Below are 25,509 nucleotides of genomic sequence, written 5' to 3'. Positions count from 1 at the left end.
GACGTGCTCGGACAGGACCTTGTCCCAGGTCTCGACGAGCTGGCGCTGCTGGTGGCGGACGACCCCGGCGAGGATCACCCCGAGGGTCAGCAGGCCGAGGGCCCAGGAGATCTGCAGGCTGCGCTCGGACTCCAGCCGACCGGCGAGCTCGAGCTCCCGGCCCGAGCCCAGGGCGAGCAGACACAGCGCCGCGCTCACGAGGCTGACCCAGCCGAGCTGACGCTCCCGAGCCGGCCGCTCGTAGACGAGCTCGACGGCCCGCTCGCCCGCGCCGCTGGCTTCCGGGAAGGGCAGCTGGACCCCCGGGATGCCCCGGCTCAGGGCCTCGTGGTCGAGGGCGAGCTGGGTGCCGTCGAGGTCTCCGCCGCGGCGCGTGGCGACCCACTTGCGGTAGGGGCCGAGGGCCAGGTCGACGCGGCCGATGCCCTCGGCGACGTGGACGCGGACGTGCTCGGCCGAGAGCCGCTCGACCCGGACGTCGGCGTCGGCGATCGCCCCGGCGGTCTCGAAGGGCCGGGTCCCCTCGACGGTCTCGTTGGTGACCCGGTCCTCCGCGGGCGCGAGCCGCCCGAGGGTCCAGACCCCGAAGCTGCCCACGGTCTCGAGGGCCTCCTCGAGGTGCGTGTCGTCGCCCCGGCGCGTGAGCGGATGGTCGTAGAGCACGTGGGTCACGCCCATGAGCCGCAGGGCGTCGGGGCTGCGCCGGCGCACCTGGTAGCGGTAGTTGACCGCCGGGATGTGCCCGTCGAGGACCAGCCGCGCCTCGGCGTCGGTGATCGCAAACAACGGGTAGGTCCCCCCGCCCATGCCGCGGCGCAAGAAGGCGACGGCCAGGCGCGGGTCCTCGTCGCTGCCCGCCGCCTCGAGCTCGGCCGCGCGAGCCTGCGCTTCGGCCTCGAGGGCCGCCAGCAGGGCCCGCTCGGTGCGCGCGTGGTCCGTGCCTTCGAGGGTCTCGAGGGCCCCCGCCGGCCGCGGCAACAGCCGGCTCGAGTCGTCGAGGACCCCGACGATCAACGGCGCGAGGCACAGGCAGGCCAACACCCGCGCGGCCCACGGGCGCGGCTCGACGGGCGTCGACGGGTTCGCCCCCTCGAGGGCTCGATCGCGGTCCGGCACCGCCCGCAGCCGGGCCAGCAGCGCCGCCGCGCCGACCCCCGCGAAGGCGAAGAAGACCGGCTTGATCGCCATGGAGTAGCGGGGGAACTGGAGGTTCTTGAAGCCCGAGACCATCAGGTCCAGGCGCAGCACGGTGATCGCCTCTTCGGACGCGAGCACCAGCAAGCCGGCGAGCAAGACCAGGCCCAGCCACGCCATGGCTCGGCCGCGGCGCACGGCGAGGATCAGCCCGACGACGGCCATGGGCCCGACCCAGGCGCGGTGATCGGCGAACAGCTCGCCCGTGACGAGCTCCGTGGCCAGGTCACCGAGGGGCTTCCAGGGCACGGGCGAGCGCGCCATCGAGCCGGCGCTGGTCAAAAACAGGTAGACCCCGCCGACGCACACGCACACGGCGACGAAGTGGATCAACGCCCACCAGCGGATCGCCCCGTCGGGCAGGCGCCCGCGCATGGCCCCGGTCGCCCACACGACCACGGGCCAGGCCACCCCCGAGGCCGCGGCGGTCAGCATCCCGAAGGGGTGGGCGAGGACGCTCAGGCCCAGGAGCAGCGCGGCCAGGGCCAGGCGCCGGGGCGTCGGCCTGCGCAGCGCGGCCCAGGTCGCCGGCAGCGAGGTGACCCACAGCGCGCTCGACAGCAGCTGCGGCCACACGCCGTGGAACATGGTGTAGTTCCAGCCGCCCTCGCGGCTGGCCCCGGGGTCGATGAGCCAGCACAGCGCCGCGAGGGCGCCGGCCCAGCGCGGATCCAAGAGCACGCCCTGCCACGACGGAGCCTGCGGCGCGTCGCCCTCTTCGCCCTCGTCGCGCTCACTTTGGGTCCAGCCCAGCTCCGAGAGCTCCTCGGCGATGGTCGACGCCAGCCACCACACGCCGCCGAGCCCGAGGGCCCAGATCGCCAGCAGGCCCCAGGCGTAGCTCGTGCGCGGGTCGACGAGACCTCCCGAGAGCAAGTACGCCGCGCCCGTGAGCAGGTAGCCGAGCACCGGGTAGGAGTCGCCGAAGGGGTAGCCCGTGTTGAGGCGATCGCTAAAGCCCGCGAGCCGACCCTGGGGGATCAGCTCGTCGACGAGGATGCGCATCTGAAAGTAGTGGATGCCGTGGTCCCGCGAGGCCGGGGCGTGGCCGAGGGCCAGCTCGCCGAGCAGCGGCCAGGCGACGGCGAGGACCACCAGCAAGGGCGCCGCGCGGCGCAGCCCGTCGAGCCCGGCGCGCGCCCAGGCGAAGGCGCGCTCTCGAGGGGTTCGCGCGCCTTCGGCCCCGGTCCCGGCCCCGCCCTCTTCGGCGCTCGCAAACGCGGCCGCGCGCGCCGCGAACAGCTGGGCGAGGTTCGGCCACGCGGCCAGCACGAGGGCCATGGCGATCCACCGGCCGAGCTGACCCCCAAAGGCGAGGGCCAGCGCCGCGCCGACGAGCGCCGCGCCCAGCCAGGCGCCCTCGGGCACGCGGCGGGGACCCTTGGCCTTGTCCGTTGGTCGCAGCACGGGAGGCGCGGAGCTTACTACAGGAGCTCGAGGAGCTTCGGCGCCACGCCCAAGGCGGCGCAGCGCTCGCGGACCGGCGCCAAGCGGGCCGCGCGAGTCTCCGCGTCGAGGGCCTCTTCCCCGAGGGTCGCGCGGATCAGCAGGTTCTTGGGCGTGTGCTTGCTGGCCACGAACTCGAGCACGGACACCGTGTAGCCGCAGGCGGCGAGGACCTCCACGCGCAGCCCGTCGGTGATCAGCTCACCCAGGCCCCGGCGCAACAGGCCATGATCGAGGATCGCCGGGACCGCGGCCGCCGGCGAGGACGCCCGGTCCACGCCCTCGAGCTGGCGCGCGACCTCGGCCTGGCAGCACGGCACGCACAGGATCGAGCGCACCCCCGCGGTGATCGCCAGGGACAGGGCCGCGTCCGTCGCGGTGTCGCAGGCGTGCAGCGACAGGGCCAGGTCCGCCGAGCCGCCCAGGCGCCGCTCGAGCTCGGCGGGGTCGAGCGCCTCGAGGCTCGCGCGCTCGAAGCGGGCCTGCCAGCGCGAGCGCTCATCGCTGGAGCTGGGCTCGAAGGCCTCCGGCGAGGCGAAGCCGATCTCCCGCGCCCGCTCGCGGCTGGTCTCGACCACGTCCTCGCGCAGATCGACGCCGAGCAGCACCGCCGGGACCTCGTCGAGGCGCAGGGCCTCGAGCAGCACGAAGCTCAGGTAGCTGTTGCCGCAGGCCAGGTCGACCACGCGCAGGGGCGCGTCGGCGTCGTCCCGCTCGAGGCGCTTGCGCTCGGGGTGCTCGGCGATCGCGGCCCACACCGGCCGGCACAGCTCGACGAGGTGGTTGACCTGCTTGTACTTCTTCGCGCTCCGGGCCGAGATGCTCCCGTCGGCGTTCATGATCCCGATGGCGCGCAGCAAGGTGGCGCTGCGATCGGGCCGCAGGGCGCGGTCCTTGCCGCCCATGACCTTGTCGAGGGTCGCCTGGTCGAGGGTCCGCTGCTTGACGTGGCCGTGGCGGGCGTCGACGTCGAGGCGCCGGCGCACGTCGATGACGTAGCTGTGCTTGACCAGGCCCTCGGCCGCGGCCGACTCGGCCTCGCGCCACAGATCGGCGAAGTCCATGCCCGCCCGCGCCTCGACGACCCGCTCGTCGCGGCTCCCGTCCTCCCGTTGGGGCGTGGCGAAGACCGCCCGCTCCCAGCCTCCGGCGAGCTTGCGCTCGAGCTTGGCCCGCGCGCGCGCGAGCTTGGTGCCGGCCTTGACCATTGGAGAGGAATCGCAAAGCCCAGCCCCCGATGCAACGGGTGCAAGGTGTTTTGCCCCACTCGCACGATCGACGCGGCCGCGCGCCCCCCCATGACGCAGCTGGTTGACCGCCGAGCGCCGAGCGTGTTGCATGGAGCCATGCAGGGCTCTGCCCCCACCGCCACTCGCCTCGTCCACACCCTCGCCGCCCTCGCCTGCGCGTCGGTGTTCGCTGGCTGCGCCCCGCCCGTGGCCGCGACGCCCTACCCCAGCGCGGAGCCCGAGGTCGGCGAGCCCAAGGCCCGCGAGGCCAGCCCCGAGCCCGGCGTGGTCACCTTCATGGACCGCGAGCTGGACCTGGGCCCCTTCGTCGCGGGCTTCCCCTACGGCCACTTCGAGGCCGAGGTCGAGAGCGGGCAGCTCTTTTACCTCGAGACCGGTGAGCGCTACACGCTGCGCAGCTTGCCCCTGCCCGCCCCGGGCGCGGCCGGCGAGCAGCCCCCGCTGAAGCTCGAGGGCGGCGCGGCGGTGACCGAGGTCGACTGGTCCAAGCGCAGCCTGTGGTCGGTCACGCCCCACCCCGAGACCAACGCCCTGTGGCTGCACGCCGACGCCAACAACGACGAGCGCATGAACCTGTGGCGCATGGACCTGAGCCCCGAGGACCCGGCCGAGCGCGTCCCCGAGCAGATCACCACCGCCGACTACGTCTACGGCTACGGCCTGTCCGAGGACCGCAGCCAGATCGCCTACCTCGCCCGCTCGGGACAAAAGGCGCCCTACTCGACCTGCCTGCGCGTCCTCGACGCCAACGACCCCAAGGCCGAGGGCGCCGACAAGAAGATCGTCTGCGACAGCCCCGAGCTCAGCTTCACCTGGTCCTCGCCGCGCTTTAGCCCCGACGGCCAGCAGGTCTACTTCGCGGCCCTGGCCGACGGCGACCGCAAGCAAGGCCAGATCGTCGAGGTCGACCTCCGCAAGCAGCGGCGCTTCGCCAAGGTCATCACCGACGCCAAGGTGCCCCGGTCCTCGCCGAACATCCTGCACGGCTGGGTCGACGGCGAGCACTTGCTCTACACGGCCAACGACGCGGGCTTTGGCGACCTCTACAAGTGGTCCCGCAAGACCCGCAAGACCGCGCGCCTGACCAAGCACGGCGACGCCCTGCTCGGCGCCGAGGCCCTCGACGGCGCCGTCGTCCTCGCCCACGGCACCCCCGCCGGGAGCACCGTCGACGTCGTCTCGACCGAGGACGGCAAGGTCCTCGGGCGCGCCGAGGTGGCCGGCCGCGTGAGCCTGCTCGACGGCCACGGCGATCGCCTGGTGTGGGCCGAGGTCGCGCCCAACAAGGTCTACGAGGCCAACATCGCCCAGGTCCGGATCACCAAGGACAGCTCCGGGCCCAAGCCCAAGAAGGTCGCGCAGACGGACAACGCGGCGCTGGTCCGCCTGTCCCCGGAGCTCGAGTCGCAGCTCGTGCACTGCGAGGCCGAGGCCGTGTCGATCCCCACCTTCGACGATCGCGAGCTCCACGCCTTCGTGCTCCGCCCCCGCCAGCCGCTGAGCGAGGACCCGGCCCAGGGCGTCGCGCTGGTCCGCTCGTTTTACGGCGGCGACAACGAGTGGACCCGCTACGACCACGTGCTGTGCGCGGCCGGCATGACCGTGGTCTCGGCCTCGGTGCGCGGCTCCTCGGGCTTCGGCAAGGACTTCTACGCCCTCAACGACCGGGACCTGGGCGGCGACGAGATCGTCGACCTGTTCTGGATCGCCCGGTGGATCGAGGCCCAGCTCGGCGTCCCGGCGGCGCGCATCGGCGTCTACGGCCGGAGCCACGGCGGCTACGCGACCATGCGCGCCATGACCTTCCCGCCCGAGACCAACGGGCGCGACGAGGCCTACCGCTTCGCCTTCGGCCTGGCCGAGGCCGGCTTCTCGGACATCGTCGCCTTCCACGACGCGACCAACATCCCCGACTGGGTCGTGCTCGAGGCCGGCGACCCAGCCGTCCCCGAGGACCGCGCCAAGCTCGAGGACCGCAGCCCGATCAACCACGTCGAGCGCCTCGACGCGCCGATCTTCCTGCTCCACGGCGGCAACGACTGGCGCGTCCCCGTGGAGGGCTCGCGCGCCTTCGCCAAGGCGGCCGAGGCCGCGGGCAAGCAGGTCGTGTACGTCGAGATCGAGGGCCAGGGCCACCGCATCGAGGGCCGCGAGCGCATCGTCGAGGCCTGGCAGGCCCGCCTCGACTTCATCGAGTCCGTGCTGCGCTGAGTCGTGGACGTGGGGCAGGGAGGGCGTGGCGTCGTCCACGACGGCTAAAATGGACAGGGACTGTGATTTACTCACAGTCCCTGAGTCGTGGACGTAGGGGCAGGGACGTGGCCCTCTGAGCCTACTCGGGGCGCGCTTTGCTGCTGCGCACGAGCAAGATCGTGATCAGCATGCACGAGGCCAGCAGCACCTCGACGGCCCAGCCCAGGCGCACGTCGATGAGCAGCTGCAGGCGGACCCAGCCGCAGATCGCGACGACCATGGTCGCGCCCCAGCGGAACAAAAAGTGCAGCTTGGGCCCGGAGTCGGCGTGGTCGATCTCGCCCTGGTCGTCGACGCGCCCGCCCACGGCCGCGGCCGCGGCGTGCTGGATGATGAAGTACGAGCCGCTGACCAGGGCGAAGCCGACGAGCGCGAAGGCCATGACCGCCACGCCCTCGCGGGCGAGGATGAAGGACACCAGCAACAGCTGGGCGTGGAGCAGGCTGAGGTTGGCGACGCTGAAGCGGCGCAGCATCGCCCGCGCGCCGTGGCCCCGGTCGGCGAAGGCGGCCGCGAGGGCGACGATCAGGCCGAACAAAAAGGGCGCGCCGAAGCCCAGCAGCATCACGACGCCCTCGAGGGGGTGGCGCAAGAAGGCGACGTAGAGCAGCTGCAGGAAGCTGTAGCCGTCGGGGTGCAAGGGCGCAGCCGACGCGGCGACGATCGCCAGGCCGGGCAGGATCAGCGCCCGGGGCAGCGCGGGCTCACGCGCCTCGAAGCCCAGCCCCTCGCCCAGGCCCGCACCCGACGCGTCCGCCTCGCCGCGCTCGGCTTCGACCGCGTCGGCCATGGCCTCGAGCTCCGGATCGTGACGCGGGTCATCTACCGCATCCTCGCGCTCGTCGTGGTCGTCCTGCCCGTCCGTCATGGCGCCAGGGTAACGCGATTTTCCCAGCCAATGCCGAGCAAGCTCACCTTTTGCCCGTGGGGTTTTCAACTCACCGACAGGGCCCCGGTGACGCGTCGCATGACGCCCCCCGCGGCCCGGGTAAATTTCTAGTTCTGAGGTATGGTCTCCGGCGATGTCCGCCGCCGATGCCCTGTTCAACCCCAGCGATGAGCACCGTCTCCTGCGCCAGAACGTCGCCGAGTTCACCCGCAAAGAGGTCGAGCCCCAGGCCGCGGAGTACGACGACAAGGGGGTGCTCAACGTCGAGCTGTTCCGGCGCCTGGGCGAGCTCGGGCTGCTGGGCATCACCGTGCCCATCGACGACGGTGGCTCGGGCATGGACGCGACCGCGGCGGTGATCGTCCACGAGGAGCTGTCGAAGTCGGACCCCGGCTTTTGCCTGGCCTACCTCGCCCACTCGATGCTCTTCGTCAACAACTTCTACCACTGCTCCAACGAAGAGCAGCGCGAGCGCTACCTCGAGAAGGTCATCGACGGCGAGTGGGTCGGCGGCATGGGCATGACCGAGCCCGGGGCCGGCACCGACGTGCTCGGCATGACGACCACGGCCGTCGACGACGGCGACCACTACGTCGTCAACGGGACCAAGACCTACATCACCAACGGCTGCGAGGGGCACTGCTTCCTCGTCTACGCCAAGCTCGACGATCGCATCACCTCCTTCGTCATCGACCGCGACTGCCCGGGCTTTTCGACCAGCAACCACATCGACAAGCTCGGCATGCGCGGCTCGACGATGTCGGAGCTGATCTTCGAGGACTGCCGCGTGCCCAAGGCCAACCTGCTCGGCGAGCCCGGCGGCGGCCTGACCCACATGATGCGCAACCTCGAGATCGAGCGCCTGACCCTCGCGGCCATGAGCGTCGGCATCGCCACGCGCTGCGTCGAGATCATGGTCGACTACGCCGCCCAGCGCAAAGCCTTCAAGCAGCCGCTGAACCGCTTCGGCCAGATCCAGCGCTACATCGGCGACGGCTACGCGATGACCGAGGCCGCCCGCTGCCTGACCTACAACGTCGCCCGCGACGTCGACCCCAACAAGCGCTCCCGCGTCGGCTCCGACGCCGCCAAGCTGTTCGCCGCCCCCGTCGGCAAGCAGGTCGCCGACTGGGCCATGCAGGTCATGGGCGGCGCCGGCTACTGCCGCGAGTACCCCGTCGAGCGCCTGTGGCGTGACGCCAAGCTGCTCGAGATCGGCGGCGGCACCATCGAGGCGCACCAAAAGAACATCACCAAGGACCTGACCTCCGAGTGGAAGGCTCGGAACGGCTAGGCTAGTTCACGCGTAGCGTTCTTCGAGCCAAGGGTCCGCGTGGTTGTTGTACCCGCGGACCTCCCAGTAGCCCGGCTCGTCCCGGCTCACGAAGCGGATGCCCGTGAGCCACTTGCTGCTCTTCCAAAAGTAGAGGTCCGGGACGACGGCGCGCACCGGGGCGCCGTGCTCGGTGGCGAGCGGCCGTCCGTCGAGCTTGTGGGCGATCATCACGTTGTCGGCCAGCGCTTCTTTCAAGCGCACGTTGGCCGTGTAGCCGTGGGCGGCCTCGAAGATGACGTGCCGGGCCGAGCTGCGCACGCCCGCGAGCTTGGCCAGGGTCTCGAGCTGGATGCCGGTCCAGCGCGCCCCGAGCACGGTCCAGCCGGTGACGCAGTGGACGTCCTCGGCGCGGGTGACCTGGTCCATGGCGACGATGTCCCGGAAGCTCAGGTCGAGGACCTTGTCGACCTCGCCGTGGACCTTGAGGCGGTACTTGGACTTGGACGGATCGCCGCGCACGCCCCCCATCGGGCGCAGGGCCGTGAGCACCTTTTGTCCAGGGGGGACCCGCAGCCGACCGTCGGTGCGGCGCTCGGCGGCGTGGGCGGTGGACCCGGCGACGGTCCACAGTCCGCCCATGGCGACGACCGTCGCGCCGGCCCCGAGCTGCTGGATGAAACGGCGCCGCTCCATGGCCTGGAGCACGGCGGGGGTGGGTCGCGGGTCGGTCTTGGTCATGGGGACGCTCGGGCTACGCCCGGCCGCGAGGGCCGGTTACGAGACTCTACGGGACCCTACGACGGTGACCGCCGCAGGGATCATTTGGCTTTGACGGGCCAGCCCGCGTCCAGCAGGGACTTGCAGGTCTCGCCGGCTTTGATCTTGGTGTAGCGGAAGCTGCCCTTGGAGCGCTCGAAGCTGTCCTCGGCCAGGGCCGAGAGGCACTTGCCCTCAGCGCCGAGGATCTTTTGCCGCACGCTGATGGTGACCTCGCCGCGCAAGGTCCCGCCGTTCTCGTCGGGGAAGGCCCGCGCGTTGGTGGTGGTGCGGTTGGTGACGTGGAGGTTGCCGCTGCACACCGGCGCGTCGACGTAGACGCGCATGCCCGGGTTGCCGTCCTCGTCGATGTCTTCCTCGCCCCAGTTGACGGTGCCGCTCATGGTGTAGTGCGGCGTGCCCTCGACGCGCTCGAACACCAGCCGCGAGTCGGGCAGGACGTTGGCGTCGACGTACACCTTGACCCCGCCCTCGTCGTTGTAGTCGACCTTGCACGCGCGCTGGTCGATCTGGATGCCGTCGGCGGTCTTGCGCACCCGGGCGATGGTGTAGTTGTCCATGCGGGTCTGCATGGTGCCGAGCACGGGGACCTCGCGGGTCCCGAAGGCGACCTGGTGGCCGGCCCAGTATTCGGTGGTCACGACCTCATCCTCGGCGGCGGCTGGCGTGAGCCCAGCGTCGAGGAGAGTCGATGCGCCGACCTGAGGCGTGCTCGCGAGGACCAGGGAGAGTGTGATCGAGATCATGATGGGTGGGCCGCTCGAGGCAGGGTCCGTCGGGAGGATAGACGCTCACCGTTTGGGATCGAGCAGCCGCTCGACGGCGACTCGGATCTCCTCCGGAGGACGCGTTCCGACGACCGTGCCTCCCGAAGCTTCAACGGCAGCGCGCAGCGCTTCGGAGCCAGGCCCCCCGACGATCCAGGGGCACCCCTGCGCCGCGTCGGCATAACCCTCGATGAGCTCACGTGCACGATATGCGGGGGGAGGCACGGTCACAGACAGGCCCACCAGGGCAGGTCGTATGCTCTCGACCGCATGCCGAATCGCCGAGGGCGGAGTCCTGGCGCCCAGCACCAACGGGCGCAGGCCCCAGCGCAACAACCCAAACGCGACGCCGTAGAGCGGGAGCGTGTGCTCCTCATCGGCGAAGCAGGCCACGATGGCGGGCTTGGCCGAAGATTGCGGCTCGAGCAAGCGCAGCATGTCTCGGGCCGCGCCCGACAGCGCCTCGGACGCCATGTGCTCCTGCGCGACCGAGAGGGTCCCGTCGTGCCATCGCTCACCGACGCTGCGCATGGTCGGCGCGAGCACGCGTTGAAAGACCGTCGAAGCCGAGCCCAAGAACATGGCGCCGCGCACGGCCTGCTCCAGGCGCTGGGGATCGAAATCGACGATCGCGGCGATGATCCGCTCGCTCGCGCGGGCGTAGGGATCGCCCTCGACGGGCTGGTTGCTCGCCTCCTCGATCCGCTGGACCATCCGCGCAGCCTCGGCGGGCGCCATGCCTTCGTCGCACAGCTCCTTGAGCTTGCGAATCGAGGCGATATCGTGGTCGCTAAAGAGCCGGTAGGAGGAGCTCGTCCGCTCCGGCGAAGGGATCCCGTAGCGGCGCTCCCACGCGCGCAGAGTCGCCGCCGGCACGCCGGTCATCTCGGCGACGGTCTGGATCCGATATTTTCCTCGCTGCATGGCCATGCCTGCACCAGGCCCTCCGAGCCCCGCTGCTTCCCCCTTGATGAGAACCCCTCGGGGACCGCTTGTCAAAGGTTGGTCGAGATACTAGACGAAGGATCGTGCAAACCTTGAACACGTCAAAGGCCCAATCAACGGTCCGGCTGTACCCTGAAGGGGACGATCGCCCCCACGCGGTGGTCATCGGGAGTGGCTTTGGCGGGCTTGCCGCCGCCATCCGACTCGGTGCGCGCGGCTACCGCGTGACGGTTCTGGAGCGCCGCGACCAGCCCGGGGGTCGCGCCTACGTCTACCGCCAGGACGGCTTCACCTTCGACGGCGGGCCCACGGTGATCACCGCGCCCTTCCTCCTCGAGGAGCTGTGGGAGCTGTGCGGCAAGACCATGTCGGACACCATCGACATGCGCGAGGTGACGCCCTTTTATCGAATCCGCTTCCACGACGGGAAGGTGTTCGACTACCAGGGCGACCCCGACGTGATGCGCGAGGAGATCCGCAAGTTCAACCCCGACGACGTCGAGGGTTACGAGCGCTTCTTGAACATGTCCCAGGAGATCTTCGAGACCGGGTTCGAGAAGCTCGCCCACGTGCCCTTCGGCAAGGTCCTCGACATGCTGAAGATCGCCCCGGCGATGGTCCGGCTGCAGAGCTACCGCACCGTCTACAGCCTGGTCGCCAAGTACATCAAGGACGAGCGCCTGCGCCAGGTGTTCTCCTTCCACCCGCTGCTCGTGGGCGGCAACCCCTTCAAGACCACGTCGATCTACACGCTGATCGCCTTCCTCGAGCGCAAGTGGGGCGTGCACTTCCCCATGGGTGGGACCGGGGTGCTGGTCCGCGGCCTCGTCGACCTGATCGAGGGGCAGGGCAACGAGGTCCAGCTCAACACCGAGGTCGAGGAGATCCTCGTCGAGCAGGGCCGGGCCGCGGGCGTGCGCCTCAAAGGCGGCCAGGAGGTCCGCGCCGACCTGGTCGTGTCCAACGCGGACTCGGCCTACCTCTACAAGCACCTGCTCCCGGCCCGCTACCGCAAGCGCTGGACCGACAGGAAGGTCGACCGGGCGCGCTACTCCATGAGCCTGTTCGTCTGGTACTTCGGGACCAAGCGCAAGTACGAGGACGTCGCCCACCACACGATCCTGCTCGGGCCGCGCTACAAGGGCCTGCTCGACGACATCTTTGAAAAGAAGGTGCTCGCCGACGACTTCTCGCTCTACCTGCACCGACCCACGGCGACGGACCCCTCCCTCGCCCCCGAGGGCTGCGAGGCCTTCTACGTGCTGTCCCCCGTGCCCCACCTCGACAGCGGCGTGGACTGGGAGGTCGAGCGCGAGCGCTACCGCAAGAAGATCGAGACCTACCTGAGCGAGACGGTCATGCCCGAGCTCGGCGACAACATCGTGAGCTCCCACGTGCTCGACCCGATCGGCTTCCGCGACGAGCTGCTCTCGGTCAAGGGCGCCGCGTTCGGGGTCGAGCCGGTGCTGACCCAGAGCGCCTACTTCCGCCCGCACAACAAGAGCGAGGAGATCGATCGCCTGTTCATCGTCGGCGCGGGCACGCACCCGGGCGCCGGTGTGCCCGGCGTGCTCAGCTCGGCCAAGGTCCTCGAGCAGGTCCTGCCCGAGGTCGAGGAGATCCTCCGCGAGCGCGGCCAAGCCCGCGTCCAGGCCGGCTGAGTCGCCATGCCCGACACGCCGCTCGCTCCGGTGGTAGCGTCCCAGGCCATGGCCGACGCGCCCGAACGCTTCGTGCCTGCGCCCGTCCGCAGCCAGGACTTCGCCGCTCGCACGGACGCGAGCGAGGCGGCCGACCTCGCCGCGTGCCGGGCGATCCTCGACGAGGGCAGCAAGAGCTTCGCGGCCGCCGCTCGGCTGTTGCCGCGGCGCATCCGGGGGGACGTCGCGGCCTTCTACGCCTTTTGCCGGATCTCCGACGACCTCGTCGACTTCTCCGACGACCCGGCAGCGGCGGTCGAGGCCCTCAGCGGTCGCCTCGATCGCCTCTACGCCGGCGGCCCCGACGACGACCCCGTCGACCGAGCCTTCGGTCGGGTGGTCCACCGCCACGACCTGCCCCGGCCGATCGTCGACGCGCTCATCGAGGGCTTCGCCTGGGACGCCGAGGAGCGGGAGTACGAGACCCTCCACGACGTGCTCGGCTACTGCGCCCGGGTGGCCTCGTCTCTCGGCGTGATCATGACCTTGTTCATGGGCCCGCGAGACGCCCAGACCATGGCCCGCGCCTGCGATCTGGGGGCGGCCATGCAGCTGACCAACATCTGCCGCGATGTCGCCGAGGACGCGGGCCGCGAGCGCCTCTACCTGCCCGCGGCCTTGCTGCGCGAGCGCGGCGTCGACCCCAAGCACTTCGTCGCCAACCACCGCGACTACGCCGGCGACCGACGCATCGCCGAGGTCATCGAGCGCATGCTCGCCGAGGCCGACGAGTACTACCGCCGCGCCGACGCGGGCATCCGCATGCTGCCTTGGGACTCGCGCCCGGCGATCGGCGCTGCGAGCCGCATCTACGCCGACATCGGCCGGGTGATCCGCGAGCAGGGCTGCGAGTTCTCGGCTCCCCGCGCGCACACCTCGAAGGCCCGCAAGCTGCGGCTGCTGCTCGGCGCGTGGCTGTTCCGCACGCCGACCTCAGACCCCGAGCGCGCGGCCGCCCCGGTGATCCCGGCCTGCGACTTCCTCGTGGCGCCCTTTCGCTGAGCGCGGCTCGAAAAATTGTTTGTGGCCTTACTCGAGGCCCTTGCGCTGCGCCGCATCGCGGGCGCGCTCGGCCTTTTCTTGAGCCTTGGCCGCGCTCGGGTCCTTCTCGATCCGGGCCTGGTCGCGGTCGAGCTCGAGCATCAGGTAGGTCGCGGCGATCACCATGATGATGATGACGCTCAGCACCTGGAAGGGCATCGACACCAGCGACCAGTTCATGCCGTTGGGGTCGGGCCCGCGCGAGCGGCGGATCTTCTTGGCGACCTTGTCGTAGAAGTCCGGCGGCGCCTCGACATCGGGAAGCTCGCGGACCACCGAGAGGAGCCGCTGGAGATCCTCGACCTCTTTCTTCGCGTCGGGCGAGTCCTCGAGCCACGCCTCAAACGAAGACGCGTCGTCTCCCTCGAGCGCGTCGTCGAGGTAGGCGGTCATCCGTTCGGCGTTGGAGTCGGCGGCCATGTCGCAAGCAGGGGTGAAGAGTCTGATCTCAGTGTAATCCGAGGGTCGACGGGGTAAAGAGGAAAAGCTCGATCTCACTCGAGGTAGGGCTCGAGGCGCACCTTCAGGGCGAGGCGCGCGCGGTGCAGGCGGCTCTTGAGCGTACCTTGCTGCAGGCCGGTGATGGCCAGGATCTCGGCGTAGGTGTGCCCCTGGATGTCGCGCAGGACGATGAGCAGGCGGTGCTCCGGCTCGAGGTTGGCGATCTCGCGCTGGATCGCCTGCTCGAGGCGGTTGCCCTGGACCGTCGCCTCTGGGCCGTGGACCACGCTCTGGAGCGCGACCACCGGGCCGCCGTCCTTGCCCTTGGTGTGGGCCGCCGGGGACTCGTCGATGTCGTCGGCGCGGTGAAAGTTGCGGCCCTTGAGGTACTTGAGCCGATTCTTCGTCGTGTTCGACGCGATCCGATAGAGCCAGGTGTAAAAGCGCCCTTCGCCGCGGTAGTTGGCGATGCCGCGGTAGACCGAGATGAACACCTCCTGGGCGATGTCCTCAGCCTCCTGGCGGTTGCCGATCATCCGGTACACGAGGCCGAAGATTCGGTCCTGGTAGGTGTGGACGAGCTCCTGGAAGGCCCGCTCGTCGCCCTGCTTGAGCCGCCGGACCAGGCGACGGTCCCGAGCGTCCCGGGCCGCGCGCGCGTCTCGGCGCTTCTTCTCCGCGGGGTCGAGCTCGGGCTCGGCGTCCGCAGACCCTGCCACGCTCGCCGAGTCGGCGGCGGAGGGTTGGGATGCGCGGTTGTCCTCGGCGTTCACGGATGACGAAGAAAGCACGGCGGGCTCGGGGCGGCACAGACACCAAGCCGAGGATTAGGTTCCGCGCGGAGGATCATTGGGATCCCGCGACGATGGTGCCCGGTTCGCAGCGCCGCTTCAACTACCAAAGCGAACACCTACACGAGGCCCACGGGCGCGGCCTGAAGCCAACCTTGGATCAGCGACGCGAGGATCCAGCCGAGCATGGCCAGGTTCGAGGCGCTCGCGGCCAGGATCACGAAGCGCAGGCACTCCCCCTGGTTGGCCGCGTCGGCGGAGCCGAGCAGGCGCAGGGCGAAGTACACGGGGATCAGCGGGGCGACGATGACCGGCGCGAGGCCCCAGACCGGCAAGCCGGGGACGACCAGGAAGCCGAACACGCTCGACAGCACGAGCAGCTCGAGGCTGTGCCGGCGCGCCTCGTACTGCCCCACGCGCACGGCGTAGCTGAGCTTGGCCGCGGCCTTGTCCGCCGCGTAGTCGGGCAGCGAGGTGAGCAAGTTGCCGACGTAGCCGAGCACGAAGCAAGGGATCAGGCCCAGCAGCGGGATGCCCTCGAAGGAGCCGGCCTGGGCGTAGAAGCCGATCACCGGCAACAGCACGCCGACGCCCAGGCCCTGGAGGGTCTCGCCGTAGCCGCGGTAGGACAGGCGCAAGGGCGGGTAGCTGTAGGCCCACAGCAAGGCCGCGCCGAGCAGCACGAGCACCGGCATCCACCACAGGCCCCGCCCCAGCGCCAGGGCGAGCGCAATCGCCATCTGGGCGCCGAGCATCACCCACGCCCCCGCGCGCAGGGCCGCGGGCGGGATCAGCCCCTCTTGGATCACCCGCGAGCCGCCGCTGACGAAGGTCGGGCTGTCGTTGAGCGCGTCCGCCTCCTGGTCCGCGAAGTCGTTGGCGAACACGATGAACAGCTGGTCAAAAAAACCGAACAGCTGAATGGCGGCGAAGGCCGTCCACGAGAAGCGGCCGTGGGCCGCGAAGGCCAGGGCCTGACCGAGCAGCAGGGGCACGAGCACGTTGGCGGCGGCGAGCGGACGGGCCGCCTGTATCCACGGGGAGCGGGCGTGCATCGCGGCCAAGGTAGCACCGGGTCCGCGCCGCTCCAGCCCGGGGGAGCCCCCCTCCCCTCCTGGGCGCCCTGGGACCCCTTGGCGCAGGCAGTTGTGTTTGGGGGTGGGCTGGGTTACGCAGGCGTCCGTCACCGTGACCGCGACGAGCCCAGCCCTCCTCGACCGCCGCCTGCTGATGTTCACCGGCAAAGGCGGCGTCGGCAAGACCACGGTCGTCGCCGCGACGGCCGTCGAGGCAGCCCGTCGAGGCCGGCGCCCGCTCATCGTCGAGCTGGGTCACCGCGCGTCCATGGAGGGCCTGTTCGCCAACCGGAGCATCGCCTACGAGCCCTCGCAGGTCACCGACGGCGTGTGGGCCATGAACCTCGACTTCGAGTCGGCGCTGGCCGACTACTTCGAGCAGCACATCCCGGTCAAGAGGGTCGCGCGCACCATCATGCGCAACAAGACCCTGCAAAAGTTCTTTCAGGCCGCGCCCTCGGTCGCCGAGGTCGCGACCCTCAACAAGCTCAGCGCCCTCGAGGCCGAGCGCGAGGGCGGCAAGCCGCGCTGGGACCCGATCCTCGTCGACCTCGACGCGACCGGCCACGCGCTGATGCTGCTCAACGTCCCCGAGGTCATGACCGGGCTGATCGGCGACGGGCCCATGCGCCGGCTCATCGACGGCTTCTCCAGCTTGCTCGCCGATCCGCGCCGGACCGTGCTGAGCCTGGTCACCCTGCCCCGCGAGCTCCCGGCCCAGGAGACCTTCGAGCTCTACCAAAAGCTCCGCGAGCACCACAAAGTGGCCCTCGGCGCGCTGTTCATCAACCAGGTCCCCGAGCGCCCGCTGACCCCGGGCCAGGCCGGGCTCCTCGACCGCGTCCAGAGCCGGGCCAAGCGGGCCAACATCGGGCCGCTCGTCGACGAGGTGACCCTCGCCCGCCGAGCGATGCGCTACCAGGCCAACGCCCGCGCGCAGATCAACCGGCTGCGACGCGCGATCACCATGCCGATCGTCGAGCTCCCGCTGATCACCAGCCGCGAGCTCGACCCCGAGGCCATCGCCTCCCTCGGCCGCTCGGCCATCGAGCAGCTCGAGGACCGCTCGGCCGAAGACGCGAACACCTCCCACGCCCGGAGGATGCGGCGATGAGCGGCATCGACGAGCTCATTCAACGCCAGAAGCTGCTGGTCGCGATCGGCCCCGGCGGCGTCGGCAAGACCACCGTGTCCGCGGCCATCGCCCTGCGCGCGGCCCAGCTCGGCCTGCGCACTTTGGTGCTGACCATTGACCCGGCCAAGCGCCTCGCCGACGCCCTCGGCCTGACCCACCTCGACGACCGCATCCGCGAGGTGCCCGTGGAGGATCTGGGCGCCGAGCACGGCGTCGAGATCCCCGGCACCCTGCACGCGGCCATGTTCGACAACGCCGCGAGCATGGACTCGCTCATGGCCCGGGTCGCGCCCGACGAGGAGACCCGCGACAAGGTCCTGCGCAACCGGGTCTACCGAGCCATGGCCGGCACCCTCTCCCGCAGCCACGCCTACCTGGCGATGGAGCGGCTCTACGAGGTGATGAGCTCGGGCGAGTACGACCTGGTCATCCTCGACACGCCCCCGGCCCGCAACGCCCTCGACATCCTCGACGCGCCCTCGCGCCTGGCGACCTTCCTCGACGAGGGCGTGGTCAAGTGGTTCGTGGGCCAGGGCAAGGGCAAGGGCCGCTCCGGGGGCTGGCGCGCGCGCTTGATGGCCAGCTCCGGCGCCGCGGCGACCAAGCTCTTTCAAGTCATCGTCGGCAAGGACCTCGCCGACGAGACCATCGCCTTTTTCGAGGCCTTCTACGGCATGCGCGAGGGCTTCCGCGAGCGCGCCTCGGCGATCCAGTCGATCCTCCGCGCCGAGGACACCAGCTTCGCCCTGGTCAGCTCCGCCGACGCGACCCACATGATGGACGCCCAGGCCCTCGCCCAGGGCGTGCGCAGCCGCGGGGTCGACATCGACGTGGTGATCTACAACCGCAGCTACGAGCGCCTGGCCCACGACGCCCCGCTGGCGATCATCACCGACCCCGGCAAGCTCGACCGCGCGGCCGCCCTCGAGCGCATGTTCCACGGCGAGCTCGACCACCTCGACCGCGAGCAGATCCGCGACCTGCTCGAGGGGCTGCGGGTGGTCCGGACCGAGGCGGCCAACGCCAACCACCGCGCCCTCGAGGCGGTCCGCAAGCTCGGCAGCGACCTCCCGGAGTCCGCGCTCCAGCTGATCATCGCGCGCCTCGACGGAGACATCCGCGACCTCCCGGGCTTGCTCGCCCTCGGCCCCTACCTGGCCGAGACTCGCCGGATTTAGGCGAACCTCAGCCGCCCGGGGCGAGGGCCGTGACGGCGTCGCTCAGCTCGGCCTGCACGCTCTCGTCCCAGCCGTTGACGACCCGGGTGATCCGGCCGTCGCGGTCGAGGACGAACATGGTCGGGAAGGTCGCCACGGTCAGCTTGGCCGCGAGGGCGCCGGCGGGGTCCCAGCCCCGGGCGAGCCCATCGGGGAGCTCGAGCAAGGCCCGATCTTCGAGCTCGGCCGCGACCACGATCACCGCGAGCTCGGGGTGGGCCGCGGCGAGCTCGGCGTAGAAGGCGTGGGCCTCGTCCCAGCCCACCTCCCAGCTCGCCGAGATCTCGAGCAGCACCGGCCGGCCGCGCAAGCTCTCGAGCTCGAGGGTCTCGCCCGTCGCCAGCGGGATGGTCGCTACCAGGGGATCGCCCTCGCCCTTGTTGGCGGGCTCGTCCGGGATGATCGCGGGGAGAACCTCGGCCGCGTCGGTGCCCCCCTCGGCCGTGTCGGGATCGACACTCGTCCCCGGGTCGGGCCGACAGGCGAGGGCACAGACCAGCAGCCCGAACCCGAGCGGCACGGCCAGGGTCCGGGTGACCTTCATCCCAGACCCTCGTGGACCGCGTCGACCATGGCCTTGGCGTGGTCGGGGTTGGTCACCCGCGAGATGCCGTGGCCGAGGTTGAAGATGTGCGCCTTGGCCCCGGCGGCCTCGCGCAGGACGTCGCGGACCCGGTCGCGGATCAGCTCCGGCGAGCCCAGCAACACCCCGGGGTCGAGGTTGCCCTGGACCACGCGATCGCTGCCGACGATCTCGATGGCCTGGTCCATGCCGATGCTCCAGTCGACGCCGACCACGTCCGCGGGCACCTGCGCCGTCGCGCCGAGGATGTTCATGTTGCCGCGCGCGAACAGGATCACCGGCACGGGCTGGTCGCGGCCCTCGGGGATGTGGGCCTGGACCCGCTCGACCAGGGTCCGGGTGTGCGGCAGGACGTGCTCGATGTAGTCCCGGGGACCCAGCGCGCCGGCCCAGCTGTCGAAGATCTGGACCGCGTCGACGCCAGCGTCGATCTGCCCGATGAGGTAGCGCGCGAGCAGGTCGCTCATGTTCGCCATCAGCGAGCGGAACAGCGCCGGCTCGGTGAACAACAATTTTTTGACCTCGAGGAAGTCGCGGCTGCCCCCGCCCTCGATGAGGTAGCTGCAGGTCGTGAACGGAGCCCCGCAAAAGCCGATCAGCGGCACGCGATCGGCGAGGGCCTTCTTGCACGCCCGCACCGCGTTCATCACGTACTCGAGCTCGCCCACGGGCTCGCCCCAGCGCAGGCCCTCGACGTCGGCCCGGGTCCGCACCGGCGAGGGCAGCTGCGGCCCCGGCTTGAACTCGACGGCCACGTCCATGGCGTCGAAGACCACGAGGATGTCCGAGAACAAGATCGCCGCGTCGACGTCGAGGCGGTCGATCGGTTGGAGGGTCACCTCCGCCGCCAGCTCGGGGGTCCGGCACAGCTCGAGGAAGGACACCTTCGAGCGGATCGCCCGGTACTCCGGGAGGTAGCGCCCAGCCTGGCGCATGAGCCAGACGGGAGTTCGGGCAGGTCGCTGCCCACGGCAGGCGTCGAGGAAGCTCGTGTTTTGCAAGGGCATTGGCCGGCGCGGACTATACCCCGCCGGACCCCCTCACTTCGGGCGTGCAGTTGCGCGAAAGTCCAGGTGAAAGGCTTCGGCGCCAGCGCTCTGGAGTCCGTGAGTACAGTCAGGTCGGAACGGATCCGCCTGCACGAAAGTCGAACTGTGATCGAGCCAACCTCGCGCCCCTGGCGCAAGATCGCGAGTGATGGGATCCTGCTTTATCGGCCATGATCCGCACAGAAGGGGGTAAGATGCTTCGGCTCGCGCCCCTACCTTTCCGATGGATTTGATCCCCGAAGAGACGCTCTCCGACGACTCGCCCACGATGGGTCGTGGACCAAGCCACGCGTGGTTGATCTATATCGGCTCGAGCGAGAACGACTTCGCCGAGGCGGGCCAGGTGTGGAGCCTGGACGAGCTCAACCGCATCCGCTTTGGGCGGATCAGCGGCGACAAGCTCCGCCACGAGCGCAAGGGTGACGACCTGTCGATCCGCATCCCCCTCGGGTGGATCAGCGGACGCCACGCCGAGCTGCGCATCGTCCGGTCCGCCAGCGGCCTCGAGTTCGACCTGTGCGACCTCGACAGCCGCAACGGCACGCACATCGAGCGCCAGGCCATCCCCGGCATGGCGCGGCTGTTGCCGGGCCAGGTGTTCGAGGTCGGCCGCTCCTTTTGGATGATCCGCGAGGTCGTGCACGCCGACCTGGCACCGGAGCACATCCAGATCGTCGACCCCTCGGGGACCTCGAACCCGAACTTGTGCAGCATCCACCGCACGCTCTTGCGCCTCGCCGAGAGCGACGTGCCCTTGCTGCTGCACGGGGAGACGGGCACCGGCAAGGAGATCACCGCGCGGGCCGTGCACCGGCTGAGCAAGCGCGAGGGGCCCTTCCTGGCCACCAACCTCGCCGCGCTCTCCGACCAGCGCATCGACTCGATCCTGTTCGGCAGCGCCGACGAGGATCGCCCCGGCATCTTCGAGCAGGCCGACGGCGGCACGCTCTTTTTCGACGAGCTCGGCGAGCTCTCCCCCGTGGCCCAGACCAAGCTGCACGCCGCCCTGGCCGAGGGCCGGGTCCAGCGCGTCGGCGGCCAGACCCCGCGCACCTTCGACGTCCGGGTGATCTGCTCGACCCTCCACGACATCCGGGCGCTGGTCGAGGCCGGCAAGTTCCGCCCCGACCTCTACTCGCGTCTGGCCGGCTTCGCCGCGACCTTGCCCCCGCTGCGCCGCCGCCGGGAGGACCTGGGCGTGCTGACCCGCGTGGCGTCCACGAGCCGCGCCAACGGCCAGGTGCGCATCGCCACCCGAGCCTTCCGGCGCATCCTCAGCCACAGCTGGCCGTTCAACGTCCGCGAGCTCCACCAGACCCTGGCCACGGCCTCGATCCTCGCGGGCACCGGCGGCGAGATCTCCCGGGACCTGCTCGACGACATCATCGCCAGCCGCCGGGACATGCCGCAGAGCCCCGAGAGCGTCAGCGAGCTCCGGGCCAAGCTGGTCAGCGAGCTCGCGCGCACGGGCGGCGACACGGGCGAGGTGGCGCGGGCGCTGCGTCGGGATCTCAAGGAGATCCACCGGTGGATCGAGCGCTTCGAGATCGAGCCCGACGCCTACGCCACCGTGCAGTGAGTGCTGCTTTGCCCCCGCAGAGGTCGCGGGACCGGGGGCGCTTCGTCGCTGTCCGCTCCTCCGCTTGGGTCGTGGGGCAATGGAGTTCGTGCCTTTGAGAGGGCTCGTGGTCGCCCCCGCGAGCGGGGGCGTGGATTCCTCGACAGTGTTGGCCGTCGAGGGCGTGGCGTCGTCCACGGCCAACACTTGAAGAGCGCGCGACCGTCCCCGGCCGCACGCTCTTCCTCGGGCTGAGGCGACTCGCTCAGCGCAGGTCGAAGCGGTCGAGGTTCATGACCTTCGTCCACGCCGCGGCGAAGTCCTCGACGAGCTTGGCGTCGCCGTCGTCGCAGGCGTAGACCTCCGCGAGCGCGCGCAGCTGGGAGTTCGAGCCGAACACCAGGTCTGCGCGGCTGGCCGTCCAGCGCTGAGCACCGCTCGCGCGGTCGCGGCCGACGTAGCCCCCGCCCTGCTCGGCCGGGACCGGGCTCCACTGCGTCGACATGTCGAGCAAGTTGACGAAGAAGTCGTGGCTCAGCACCCCCGGCCGTGAGCTCAGCACACCCTGCTTCGAGCCGCCGTGGGTCGCCCCGAGGGCCCGCATGCCGCCGACGAGCGCGGTCATCTCGGGCGCGCTCAGGGTCAGCAGGTGGGCCTTGTCGAGGAGCAGGCGCTCGGCGACGGCCTCGGTGCCGGCGCTCGCGTAGTTGCGGAAGCCGTCGGCCCGAGGCTCGAGCACGGCGAAGGACTCGACGTCGGTCTGGTCCTGGCTCGCGTCGGTGCGCCCGGGGGTGAAGGGCAGCTCGAGGCTGTGCCCGCCCGCGGCCGCGGCCTGCTCCACCCCGACGTTGCCGCCGAGCACGATGAGGTCCGCCATCGACACCTTCTTGGCCCCGCCCTGCCCCTCGTTGAAGGCGCGCTGGATCCCCTCGAGCACGCTCAGCACCTCGCCGAGGGCCTCGGGCTCGTTCGCCGCCCAGCTGCGCTGCGGCTCGAGGCGCAGGCGCCCGCCGTTGGCCCCCCCGCGCTTGTCCGTGCCGCGAAAGCTCGACGCCGACGCCCACGCGGTGCGCACCAGCTGCGCCACCGTCAGCCCCGAGTCGCGGATCGCGGCTTCGAGCGCAGCGACGTCCTCGGCCGCGATGGCCTCGTAGTCCGCCGCGGGGATCGGGTCCTGCCACAGCTGCACCGCCGCGGGGACCTTCGGCCCGAGGTAGCGCGAGACCGGGCCCATGTCGCGGTGGGTGAGCTTGAACCAGGCCCGGGCGAAGGCCTCGGCGAACTGCTCGGGGTGCTCGTAGAAGCGGCGCGCGATGGGCTCGTAGATCGGGTCGAAGCGCAGGGCCAGGTCCGTGGTCGCCATCATCGGCGCGTGCGTGCGATCCGGGTCATGGGCGTCGGGCACCGTGCCCGCGCCGGCGCCGTCCTTGGGCGTCCACTGCTGCGCCCCCGCCGGGCTCCGGGTCAGCTCCCACTCGTAGCCAAACAGGTTCTCGAAGAAGTTGTGGTCCCACTTGGCGGGCTCGGTCGTCCACGCGCCCTCGAGCCCGCTGGTGATCGTGTCCACGCCCTTGCCAGAGCCGTAGCTGTTGGCCCAGCCAAAGCCCTGGGCCTCCATGGCGGCGGCTTCGGGCTCCCGCCCGACGTGCGCGTCGGGATCGGCCGCGCCGTGGGTCTTGCCAAAGGTGTGCCCGCCGGCGATCAGCGCCACGGTCTCCTCGTCGTTCATGGCCATGCGCGCGAAGGTCTCGCGGATGTCCCGAGCCGCCGCCAGCGGATCCGGGTCGCCGTTGGGCCCCTCCGGGTTGACGTAGATCAGCCCCATCTGGACCGCGCCCAGGGGCTTGGCCAGGTCCCGCTCGCCGCTGTAGCGCGCGTCCCCGAGCCACTGCGTCTCCGGACCCCAGTCGATGTCGAGCTCCGGCTCCCACACGTCCTCGCGCCCGCCGGCGAAGCCCAGGGTCTCGAAGCCCATGGACTCGAGGGCGACGTTGCCCGTCAGGATCATCAGGTCGGCCCACGAGATCTTGCGCCCGTACTTGCGCTTGATCGGCCACAGCAGCCGCCGCGCCTTGTCGAGGTTGCCGTTGTCCGGCCAGCTGTTGAGCGGGGCGAAGCGCAGCGTCCCCGCCGCCGCCCCGCCGCGCCCGTCGTGGATCCGGTAGGTGCCCGCGCTGTGCCAGGCCATGCGGATGAAGAAGGGCCCGTAGTGGCCGTAGTCCGCCGGCCACCAGTCCTGGGAGTCGGTCATCAGCGCGTGCAGGTCGGCCACCACCGCGTCGAGGTCGAGGCTCTCGAAGGCCTGGGCGTAGTCGAAGTCCGCGCCCATGGGGTTCGTCTGCGGGCCGTTTTGGGCGAGGATCGACAGGTTGAGGCCCTCGGGCCACCACTGGCGGTTGGACTGGGCCTCGTGGGTGGTGTGGGCGGAGGCGGCGTGGAAGGGGCACTTGCTCGGGGTCGTCATGGCGGGTCTCGAACACCAAGCTAGGGCCCGCGCGGCCATGATGCCAAGACATTGTCCTCATACACTCGATATCCTAGGGTTATGGCGTGAACCTCCCGACCCTGCGCCAGCTCGAGTACCTCGTCGCCCTCGCCGAGACCGGTCACTTTGGCGAGACCGCCCGCCAGTGCGGGGTCAGCCAACCTGCCCTGAGCAAGCAAGTCCGCGAGGTCGAGGGCCTCCTCGGCCTCACCTTGTTCGAGCGCGCCCGCCCCCGGGTGATCGTCACCCCCGCCGGCGAGGACATCGTCGCGCGCGCCCGCCGGGTCCTCGCCGGCGCCCGCGAGCTCGTCAGCGCCGCCGATGCCTGGTCCGGAGCCCGCCGCGGGACCCTCCGCCTCGGCGTCATCCCGACCATCGCCCCCTACGGCCTCCCCGGCCTCCTCGCCAAGCTGCGCGAGCTCTACCCCGAGGTCAGCTACGCCATCCACGAGCTCCAGACCGACGTCCTCCTCGACCAGCTGCGCGCCGGGGCCGTCGATCTGGGCCTGCTCGCCCACCCCTTCGACGCCGCCGGCCTCGCCGGCCCCGACCTCGTCGTCGAGCCCTTCGTCCTCGTCGCCCCCAAGGGCCACCCCCTCGCCACCCGCGGCGCCCTCGAGCCCGAGGAGATCACCGGCGCGAGCTTGATCCTCATGCAAGACGGCCACTGCCTCCGCGACCAGGCCATCGAAGTCTGCGCCCTCGCCGGCCCCCCGCCCCCCACCTCCGTCGCCGCCGCCAGCGTCTCCACCCTCGTGCGCATGGTCGAGAGCGGGCTCGGGGCCACCTTGCTCCCCGCCAGCGCCCTCCCGGTCGAGGTCCGCAACAACCAGGGCCTCGTCGTCCGCGGCTTCGCCAAGCCCCCGCCCGGCCGCACCCTCACCCTCCAGTGGCGCGCCAGCTCCCCCCATGCGCAATGGTTTGCCGACATCGCCGACGTCTTGCGCAGCCACTACCTCGAGCTCAACCCCACGATCCCTCGGGTCTCGGGTCCAAAACCGCGGATCATCAAGGCGAGCTGAGTTCACCGCCACAAAGGTGGCGACTGCCCGACTCGCCACCGAGACGGCCATGGCTGCATCCGCATCCACCCCTCGACGCCCTCTCGAAGGTCCGAATCCGCCCCCCTTTTCGCTAAGATCCCGAGATCACAGCATTTCGCCATACGTATGCCGATCCTGGCCCATGCCTTGCTCCTTTGGGCGATGCGTGCATCGTTCAGTCACAGGCAATCGGGTCCTCGCGTCGGTGGTGAGCCCGAACAATCAAAGCTCGGGGTTGACCCGATTGCCGATGAACGCAGCGGCCGACTCGCGGTGAGTTGGACCGCGGCGACGAGGGTCTGAGGGGGCCCTCGAGCCAGACCCGGTTTGGAGGACATTGAGGGATGTCCTTCAAGCCGGGTCCTTTTTTGCCCCCGCAGCCGCCTCGGACCGGGGGCGCTTCGTCGCTGCCGCTCCTCCTCTTTGGCTGGTCCTCAATGGGGTTCGTGCCTCCTAGGGGGCGTGTGGTCACCCCCCAAGGGGGGTGTGGTCTGGCGGGCTCGTCGACCGCTAAACCCAGATGCCCTGCAACGCGGGTGCGACCAGTCGTCACCGTATCCGGTACCTGTTCAACCAGCCTTCGGCGGGCTCGT

General features: G+C 70.7%; 20 protein-coding genes. 8 read left to right on the top strand and 12 right to left on the bottom strand.

The window, feature by feature from the left end; translation table 11 throughout:
* Window positions 1–2,601 (bottom strand): DUF6541 family protein (locus tag PPSIR1_RS29375; protein ID WP_006974847.1); only part of this gene is annotated, 2,601 nt, incomplete at its 3' end.
* Between the two features lie 17 nt (window positions 2,602–2,618).
* On the bottom strand, window positions 2,619–3,848 hold the full coding sequence (locus PPSIR1_RS29370) for a class I SAM-dependent methyltransferase (RefSeq protein WP_006974846.1): 1,230 nt from the start codon (window positions 3,846–3,848) through the stop codon (window positions 2,619–2,621).
* Between the two features lie 138 nt (window positions 3,849–3,986).
* Between PPSIR1_RS29370 and PPSIR1_RS29365 the strand changes: the two genes are divergently transcribed.
* Entirely contained in the window at window positions 3,987–6,101 is a 2,115-nt protein-coding gene (locus tag PPSIR1_RS29365; RefSeq protein ID WP_006974845.1) for a S9 family peptidase, read from the top strand.
* Window positions 6,102–6,222: 121 nt separating this feature from the next.
* Here PPSIR1_RS29365 and PPSIR1_RS29360 read toward each other — a convergent pair whose 3' ends face one another.
* The gene (locus tag PPSIR1_RS29360) at window positions 6,223–7,011 is read right to left on the bottom strand and encodes a hypothetical protein (protein WP_006974844.1); all 789 of its coding nucleotides are present in this window, start codon (window positions 7,009–7,011) and stop codon (window positions 6,223–6,225) included.
* Between the two features lie 154 nt (window positions 7,012–7,165).
* Between PPSIR1_RS29360 and PPSIR1_RS29355 the strand changes: the two genes are divergently transcribed.
* Complete coding sequence (locus PPSIR1_RS29355) at window positions 7,166–8,326, top strand: acyl-CoA dehydrogenase family protein (protein ID WP_006974843.1); 1,161 nt, start codon at window positions 7,166–7,168, stop codon at window positions 8,324–8,326.
* 6 nt (window positions 8,327–8,332) lie between these two features.
* Here PPSIR1_RS29355 and PPSIR1_RS29350 read toward each other — a convergent pair whose 3' ends face one another.
* From PPSIR1_RS29350 to PPSIR1_RS29340, 3 genes are all read right to left on the bottom strand, one after another.
* Window positions 8,333–9,046, bottom strand: coding sequence for a molybdopterin-dependent oxidoreductase (locus PPSIR1_RS29350; RefSeq protein ID WP_006974842.1), 714 nt, complete (start codon window positions 9,044–9,046; stop codon window positions 8,333–8,335).
* Between the two features lie 80 nt (window positions 9,047–9,126).
* Window positions 9,127–9,831, bottom strand: coding sequence for a hypothetical protein (locus PPSIR1_RS29345; protein ID WP_006974841.1), 705 nt, complete (start codon window positions 9,829–9,831; stop codon window positions 9,127–9,129).
* 45 nt (window positions 9,832–9,876) lie between these two features.
* Window positions 9,877–10,782 carry a MerR family transcriptional regulator gene (locus PPSIR1_RS29340; protein WP_006974840.1) on the bottom strand — a complete coding sequence of 302 codons (906 nt, stop codon included), beginning with the start codon at window positions 10,780–10,782 and terminating at the stop codon, window positions 9,877–9,879.
* A gap of 140 nt (window positions 10,783–10,922) precedes the next feature.
* On the opposite strand from PPSIR1_RS29340, the gene PPSIR1_RS29335 reads away from it, so the two are divergent.
* A complete protein-coding gene (locus tag PPSIR1_RS29335) occupies window positions 10,923–12,458 on the top strand; it encodes a phytoene desaturase (RefSeq protein WP_053335447.1) in 1,536 nt (511 codons plus the stop codon).
* A 48-nt stretch (window positions 12,459–12,506) separates the two neighbouring features.
* A complete protein-coding gene (locus tag PPSIR1_RS29330; protein ID WP_006974838.1) occupies window positions 12,507–13,499 on the top strand; it encodes a phytoene/squalene synthase family protein in 993 nt (330 codons plus the stop codon).
* Between the two features lie 27 nt (window positions 13,500–13,526).
* Here PPSIR1_RS29330 and PPSIR1_RS29325 read toward each other — a convergent pair whose 3' ends face one another.
* From PPSIR1_RS29325 to PPSIR1_RS29315, 3 genes are all read right to left on the bottom strand, one after another.
* Window positions 13,527–13,958: an anti-sigma factor family protein gene (locus PPSIR1_RS29325; protein ID WP_006974837.1), complete on the bottom strand. Its 432-nt coding sequence runs from the start codon at window positions 13,956–13,958 to the stop codon at window positions 13,527–13,529.
* Window positions 13,959–14,032: 74 nt separating this feature from the next.
* On the bottom strand, window positions 14,033–14,698 hold the full coding sequence (locus tag PPSIR1_RS29320) for a sigma-70 family RNA polymerase sigma factor (protein WP_045116994.1): 666 nt from the start codon (window positions 14,696–14,698) through the stop codon (window positions 14,033–14,035).
* A gap of 191 nt (window positions 14,699–14,889) precedes the next feature.
* The gene (locus PPSIR1_RS29315) at window positions 14,890–15,825 is read right to left on the bottom strand and encodes a prenyltransferase (RefSeq protein WP_006974835.1); all 936 of its coding nucleotides are present in this window, start codon (window positions 15,823–15,825) and stop codon (window positions 14,890–14,892) included.
* A 133-nt stretch (window positions 15,826–15,958) separates the two neighbouring features.
* Between PPSIR1_RS29315 and PPSIR1_RS29310 the strand changes: the two genes are divergently transcribed.
* A complete protein-coding gene (locus PPSIR1_RS29310; RefSeq protein ID WP_006974834.1) occupies window positions 15,959–16,960 on the top strand; it encodes an ArsA family ATPase in 1,002 nt (333 codons plus the stop codon).
* Complete coding sequence (locus tag PPSIR1_RS29305; RefSeq protein WP_006974833.1) at window positions 16,957–18,159, top strand: ArsA family ATPase; 1,203 nt, start codon at window positions 16,957–16,959, stop codon at window positions 18,157–18,159. The genes PPSIR1_RS29310 and PPSIR1_RS29305 overlap by 4 nt, the downstream gene beginning before the upstream one ends.
* Window positions 18,160–18,166: 7 nt before the next feature.
* On the opposite strand, the gene PPSIR1_RS29300 is transcribed toward PPSIR1_RS29305, so the two are convergent.
* On the bottom strand, window positions 18,167–18,742 hold the full coding sequence (locus PPSIR1_RS29300; RefSeq protein WP_006974832.1) for a TlpA family protein disulfide reductase: 576 nt from the start codon (window positions 18,740–18,742) through the stop codon (window positions 18,167–18,169).
* Entirely contained in the window at window positions 18,739–19,788 is a 1,050-nt protein-coding gene (hemE, locus tag PPSIR1_RS29295) for a uroporphyrinogen decarboxylase (RefSeq protein WP_045116982.1), read from the bottom strand. Before hemE ends, PPSIR1_RS29300 begins: the two co-directional genes overlap by 4 nt.
* A gap of 265 nt (window positions 19,789–20,053) precedes the next feature.
* On the opposite strand from hemE, the gene PPSIR1_RS29290 reads away from it, so the two are divergent.
* Window positions 20,054–21,409 carry a sigma-54-dependent Fis family transcriptional regulator gene (locus PPSIR1_RS29290; RefSeq protein ID WP_086001800.1) on the top strand — a complete coding sequence of 452 codons (1,356 nt, stop codon included), beginning with the start codon at window positions 20,054–20,056 and terminating at the stop codon, window positions 21,407–21,409.
* 244 nt (window positions 21,410–21,653) lie between these two features.
* Here the strand turns inward: PPSIR1_RS29290 and katG are convergent, their stop codons facing one another.
* The gene (katG, locus tag PPSIR1_RS29285; protein WP_006974829.1) at window positions 21,654–23,852 is read right to left on the bottom strand and encodes a catalase/peroxidase HPI; all 2,199 of its coding nucleotides are present in this window, start codon (window positions 23,850–23,852) and stop codon (window positions 21,654–21,656) included.
* Window positions 23,853–23,938: 86 nt separating this feature from the next.
* On the opposite strand from katG, the gene PPSIR1_RS29280 reads away from it, so the two are divergent.
* Complete coding sequence (locus tag PPSIR1_RS29280; RefSeq protein ID WP_006974828.1) at window positions 23,939–24,895, top strand: hydrogen peroxide-inducible genes activator; 957 nt, start codon at window positions 23,939–23,941, stop codon at window positions 24,893–24,895.
* Window positions 24,896–25,509: the final 614 nt, after the last annotated feature.

Origin of the sequence: Plesiocystis pacifica SIR-1, assembly GCF_000170895.1 — a bacterium.
GTDB lineage: Bacteria > Myxococcota_A > Polyangia > Nannocystales > Nannocystaceae > Plesiocystis > Plesiocystis pacifica.
The sequence above is the reverse complement of the archived record's forward strand: the minus strand, read 5'-3'. Positions and strand labels throughout refer to the sequence as shown.

What these genes read in the sequence shown, in the direction of transcription:
- PPSIR1_RS29370 (WP_006974846.1), bottom strand. Translation starts at nt 3,848, where the DNA reads ATGGTCAAGGCCGGCACCAAGCTCGCGCGCGCGCGGGCCAAGCTCGAG.
- PPSIR1_RS29365 (WP_006974845.1), top strand. Translation starts at nt 3,987, where the DNA reads ATGCAGGGCTCTGCCCCCACCGCCACTCGCCTCGTCCACACCCTCGCC.
- PPSIR1_RS29360 (WP_006974844.1), bottom strand. Translation starts at nt 7,011, where the DNA reads ATGACGGACGGGCAGGACGACCACGACGAGCGCGAGGATGCGGTAGAT.
- PPSIR1_RS29355 (WP_006974843.1), top strand. Translation starts at nt 7,166, where the DNA reads ATGTCCGCCGCCGATGCCCTGTTCAACCCCAGCGATGAGCACCGTCTC.
- PPSIR1_RS29350 (WP_006974842.1), bottom strand. Translation starts at nt 9,046, where the DNA reads ATGACCAAGACCGACCCGCGACCCACCCCCGCCGTGCTCCAGGCCATG.
- PPSIR1_RS29345 (WP_006974841.1), bottom strand. Translation starts at nt 9,831, where the DNA reads ATGATCTCGATCACACTCTCCCTGGTCCTCGCGAGCACGCCTCAGGTC.
- PPSIR1_RS29340 (WP_006974840.1), bottom strand. Translation starts at nt 10,782, where the DNA reads ATGGCCATGCAGCGAGGAAAATATCGGATCCAGACCGTCGCCGAGATG.
- PPSIR1_RS29330 (WP_006974838.1), top strand. Translation starts at nt 12,507, where the DNA reads ATGGCCGACGCGCCCGAACGCTTCGTGCCTGCGCCCGTCCGCAGCCAG.
- PPSIR1_RS29325 (WP_006974837.1), bottom strand. Translation starts at nt 13,958, where the DNA reads ATGGCCGCCGACTCCAACGCCGAACGGATGACCGCCTACCTCGACGAC.
- PPSIR1_RS29315 (WP_006974835.1), bottom strand. Translation starts at nt 15,825, where the DNA reads ATGCACGCCCGCTCCCCGTGGATACAGGCGGCCCGTCCGCTCGCCGCC.
- PPSIR1_RS29305 (WP_006974833.1), top strand. Translation starts at nt 16,957, where the DNA reads ATGAGCGGCATCGACGAGCTCATTCAACGCCAGAAGCTGCTGGTCGCG.
- PPSIR1_RS29300 (WP_006974832.1), bottom strand. Translation starts at nt 18,742, where the DNA reads ATGAAGGTCACCCGGACCCTGGCCGTGCCGCTCGGGTTCGGGCTGCTG.
- hemE (WP_045116982.1), bottom strand. Translation starts at nt 19,788, where the DNA reads ATGCCCTTGCAAAACACGAGCTTCCTCGACGCCTGCCGTGGGCAGCGA.
- PPSIR1_RS29290 (WP_086001800.1), top strand. Translation starts at nt 20,054, where the DNA reads ATGGATTTGATCCCCGAAGAGACGCTCTCCGACGACTCGCCCACGATG.
- katG (WP_006974829.1), bottom strand. Translation starts at nt 23,852, where the DNA reads ATGACGACCCCGAGCAAGTGCCCCTTCCACGCCGCCTCCGCCCACACC.